Source organism: Streptomyces sp. A01 (genome assembly GCF_059026195.1).
In genome coordinates this window covers 1-4,593 of record NZ_JBWLKN010000068.1, presented here as the reverse complement: position 1 = coordinate 4,593, position 4,593 = coordinate 1, and the positions used below count along the sequence as shown (strand labels likewise).

2 protein-coding genes are annotated in these 4,593 nt (G+C 72.6%); both read right to left on the bottom strand.

Going from position 1 to position 4,593, the window contains the following annotated elements; translation table 11 throughout:
- Positions 1-1,577 (bottom strand): type I polyketide synthase (locus AC5P1B_RS35450; RefSeq protein WP_493892149.1); only part of this gene is annotated, 1,577 nt, incomplete at its 3' end.
- A 6-nt stretch (positions 1,578-1,583) separates the two neighbouring features.
- Positions 1,584-4,593: type I polyketide synthase (locus AC5P1B_RS35445; protein ID WP_493892148.1), on the bottom strand; the 3,010-nt coding region annotated here is incomplete at its 5' end.

Sequence of the window (4,593 nt, the reverse complement as noted above, 5' to 3'; positions counted from 1 at the left end):
ATGACGGCCCGGTGCTCGAACACCGACCGGGTCGTCACCAGCGACCACCCCACATCAGCCACCGGCACCGGGGCATCGACCACACGTGCGGCCAACGCCGCCGCCTGACCGCGCAACGCCTCAGCGCTACGAGCCGACACCACCCACGGCACCACCCCCACCGATGCGACCGCCTCAGCAACCCGCGCCGCCACCGGTTCCGGGGCTTGCTCCAGGATCACGTGGGCGTTCGTGCCGGACACGCCGAAGGCGGAGACTCCGGCTCGGCGTGGGCGGTCGGTGTCCGGCCAGGGCATCGGCTCGGTCAGCAGGCGTACGGCGCCGGACTCCCAGTCCACGTGTGGCGAGGGCTCATCGACGTGGAGTGAAGCGGGCAAGGTCGCGCTGCGCAAAGCCATGACCATCTTGATGACACCGCACACGCCCGCCGCGGCCTGGGCGTGCCCGATGTTCGACTTGACGGAACCGAGGAGCAACGGACGGTTCTGCGAGCGACCCTGGCCGTACGTGGCCAGCAGCGCCTGTGCCTCGATCGGGTCGCCCAGGGTGGTGCCGGTGCCGTGCGCCTCAACCGCGTCCACCTCCGAGGCCGACAGCCGTGCGTTGGCCAAGGCATGGCGGATCACCCGCTCCTGCGACGGACCGTTCGGCGCGGTCAGCCCATTGCTCGCGCCGTCCTGGTTGACCGCCGAACCGCGCAGCACCGCCAGCACCCGGTGGCCGTTGCGCTGGGCCTCCGAGAGCCGTTCCAGCAGCACCAGGCCGACGCCCTCGGAAAAGCTCGTACCGTCGGCGGCCGCGGCGAAGGGCTTGCACCGGCCGTCGGGGGCGAGCCCGCGCTGCCGGGAGAACTCGCTGAACATTCCCGGGGTGGCCATCACGGTCACCCCGCCCGCCAGCGCCAGGCCGCACTCGCCCTGCCGCAGGGCCTGCGCGGCCAGGTGCATCGCCACCAGCGACGACGAACACGCCGTGTCCACCGTCACCGCAGGGCCCTCCAGGCCGAAGGTGTACGCCACCCGGCCCGACAGCACACTGCCGCTGTTGCCCGTGGCGACATATCCCTCCACATCGCCGGCCGTCTGGCCGACCAGCGACAGGTAGTCCTGTGCGGCCACGCCCGCGAACACGCCTGTGTCCGAACCGGCCAACGTCTCACGGCTCAGCCCCGCGTTCTCGAACGCCTCCCACGCGGTCTCCAGCAGCAGCCGCTGCTGCGGGTCGGTCGCCACCGCCTCGCGTGGGCTGATGCCGAAGAACCCGGCGTCGAAGAGCGCCGCGTCGTACAGGAACCCGCCCTCACTGGTGTGACTGCCACCAGGGCGCTCCGCGTCGCTCAGCTCCTCCAGGGGCCAGCCCCGGTCGTCGGGGAAAGCGGAGATGGCGTCCGTACCGTCGGCGACCAGCCGCCACAAATCTGCCGGGCCGCGCACGCCCCCCGGGTAGCGGCAGGCCATCCCGATGATGGCGATGGGCTCCCGCGCGCGGTCCTCCAGCTCGCGCACCTGCCGCCTGGCCTGGCGCAGATCGGCGGTGGCGTGCTTGAGGTAGCGGCGCAGCTTCTCGTCAGTTGACATAGGCCATCAATCTCGCTCGGACGTGAGGTCGTCGTCGGCGGGGCTGTGCTGACCGAGTCCGCTCAGTTCGCCGTCGAGCATGCCGAACAGTTCGTCGTCGGTGGCCGACTGGAGCAGCTCGTCGTCGGGGTCCTGATCAGCGGGGGCGTTGCCGTGGCCGTTGACCTGGCGCAGCAGGTCCTCCAGCCGCGTCGCGAGCCACGCCTGCTGGTCTCGGTCGGCGAGGGTGGCGACGGCTGCCTCGATCTTGTCGAGTTCGGCGGACAGCGAGATGGAGGCGGCCGCGTCGGCCGATGCGAGGCGGTCGCCCAGCAGCTCGGCGACGGCGGTGGGCGTGGGATGGTCGAAGATGAGTGTGGCGGGGAGCCGCAGCCCGGTGCTGGCGCTGAGCCGGTTGCGCAGTTCCACGGCGGTCAGTGAGTCGAAGCCCAGTTCCCGGAAGTTCTCGGTGGCGGGTATCGACGTCGCTGTCTCATGGCCCACGACCGCTGCCGCGTGACCGCGTACGAGATCGAGCAGCGTGCGCCGCCGGTCGGGCCCGGACAGGGAGGCGAGTGTCTGGGTCAGCGCGGGCCCGCCGGCGCCGCTGACGCGCGGGGCGGCGGCGCGTACGAGATGCCGCAGAATCACCGGAGTGTTGTGGGCGGTGGCCCGGCGGCGCATCCCGGCCAGGTCCAGCCGCACGGGGACGAGCAGGGGGTCTTCTCTGCCGAGTGCGGTGTCGAAGAGGGCGAGGGCCTGTTCGGCGCTCAGGCCCAGGTCGCCGACGCGTGTGTTGCGCGCACGGTCGGCGTCGGTGAACTGCCCGGACATGCCGGTCGTCTGGTCCCAGAAGCCCCAGGCCAGGGAGGTCGCGGGCAGGCCCTGGGCGTGGCGGTGCTGCGCGAGGGCGTCGAGGAACGCGTTGCCCGCGGCGTAACTGCCCTGCCCGGGGCCGCCGACGAGCCCGGTGACGGAGGAGAACAGCACCAGTGCCGACAGGTCCAGATCCCGGGTGAGGTCGTGCAGATGCCAGGCGGCGGCGGCCTTGGCGAGCAGCACGTTCTCGTACTGCTCCGGTGTCGCTGACAGGATCGTGGAGTCCTGGACGACGGCGGCCGTGTGGATGACGGCGGTCAGCGGATGCCGGTCGGGAATGGCTGCCAGCAGCCCGGCCAGCGCGCTCCGGTCGCTCGCGTCACACGCCGCGATGGTCACCTCCGCGCCCAGCGCGGCGAGCTCGGCGGTGAGTTCGTCGGCCCCTGGCGCGTCGGGACCTCTCCGGCTGGTGAGCAGCACCTTCCGTATGCCATGGCGGCTGACCAGGTGGCGGGCGACCACACCGCCGAGGGCGCCGGTGCCACCGGTGATCAGGACGGTGCCGTCGGGGTCCAGCGGCGCGGGCGGCCGGGCGTCATCCCGTACGCCATGCACTACGCCATCCGCTGCGTCGTTCGCTACGGTGGGTGACCTCGCCCCCTGGGGCAGCTGTTTGGTGTCATCGTGGGTGAGCCGGGGGATGTACGGCGTGCCGTCGCGCAAGGCGAGCTGGGGTTCTCCTGAGACCAGCGCCTGGGGCACGGCCGCCAGTGACGAGTCCCGGCCGTCGAGGTCGAGCAGGACGAACCGGTCCGGGTGCTCGGACTGGGCGCTGCGTACCAGCCCCCACACGGCGGCGGCGGGCAGGTCGCTGACGACGTCGTGGCCGTGTGCCGCGATCGCCTGCCGGGTGACGATGACGAGTGGAGCCGTGATGTCGGTGGCGGAGTCCTGCAACCAGTCCTGCAACAGGGTGAGGACCGCCCGGCCGGTGTGCCGCAGCCGGTAGGCCGGGTCGGCGTCGTCGGCCGGGCCGGTCACCGGAGCCAGGACGATGTCCGGGGCGGGATTTCCCGCCGCGACAGCTGCCCGCAGAGCGCCGAGGCCCGGGTGGGTTTCGGCACCCGGCAGCGCGGTGGTCAGGGCGGTGGCCGTCGCGTCGGTGCCGGGGGCGAGCACGGCCACGCGCGCCAGGGGCGCCGCGGCGGCGGCCGCCGTCAGCGGCATCCAGGCCATCCGGAACAGTGAACTCCTGGTCGCCAGGCGTGCCTGGTCGAGCTGCCCGGCCTGGACCGGACGCAGCGTCAGTTCCTCCAGGGTCAGCACGGCGGCGCCTGTGGGGTCGGTGGCGGTGAGGCTGAGCCGGCTCGCCGTCGCCACGGTCACGCGTATGCGCAGGGTGGTGGCGCCGGTGGAGTGCAGGCGCAGCCCGCTCCACGAGAACGGCAGGGAGACCTTGTCCGCGTCGGAGGAATCCGCCTCCAGCGCACAGGCCCGCAGAGCGGCATCGAGAAGAAGCGGGTGGACACCGTACGCGGCGGCGCCGGTGCTTTCCTGTTCGGGCAGGACCACCTCGGCGTAGAGGTCGTCGCCGAGCCGCCACGCGGCGGCGACCTCCGGGTCCGCGGGGTCAGCGGCGACCGGGGTGGCTCCGGGCGGCGGCCAGACACCACCCGGAGCTGGCGGCCCGGCCGTGGCCGGCGCTGTCCCCAGGGAGCCCGTGGCGTGCCGCGTCCACGTCGGTTCGCCCGCGTCGGCGGCCGGACGGGAGGAGAAGGTGAGGGATCGCTGGCCCTTCTCGTCAGGGGCGGCGATGGCGATCTGCAGATCGACCGCACCGTCGTCTGGGAAGGCCAGCGGGTCGTGCACGATGAGTTCCGCCACCTGATCGCAGCCGACCTGGGCTGCGGCGTACAGGGCGAGCTCGGCGAACGCGGTACCGGGCAACAGGGTGGCACCGAGGACCCGGTGCCCGGCCATCCACGGCTGGGCACGTAGCGAGAGCCTCCCGGTGAGCAGCTGGGTCCCGCCTTCGGCGAGTTCCACGGTGGCTCCGAGCAGAGGGTGCCCGGCGGCGGCCAGGCCCAGACTCGACGGATCGCCGCCCAGGTCACCGCGCTTGTCCAGCCAGTAGCGCTTGCGTTGGAAGGTGTAGGTGGGGAGGTCGGTGGTGTGGGGTGGGGGGTTGGTGGGGAACCAGGTGGTCCAGTCGACGGGG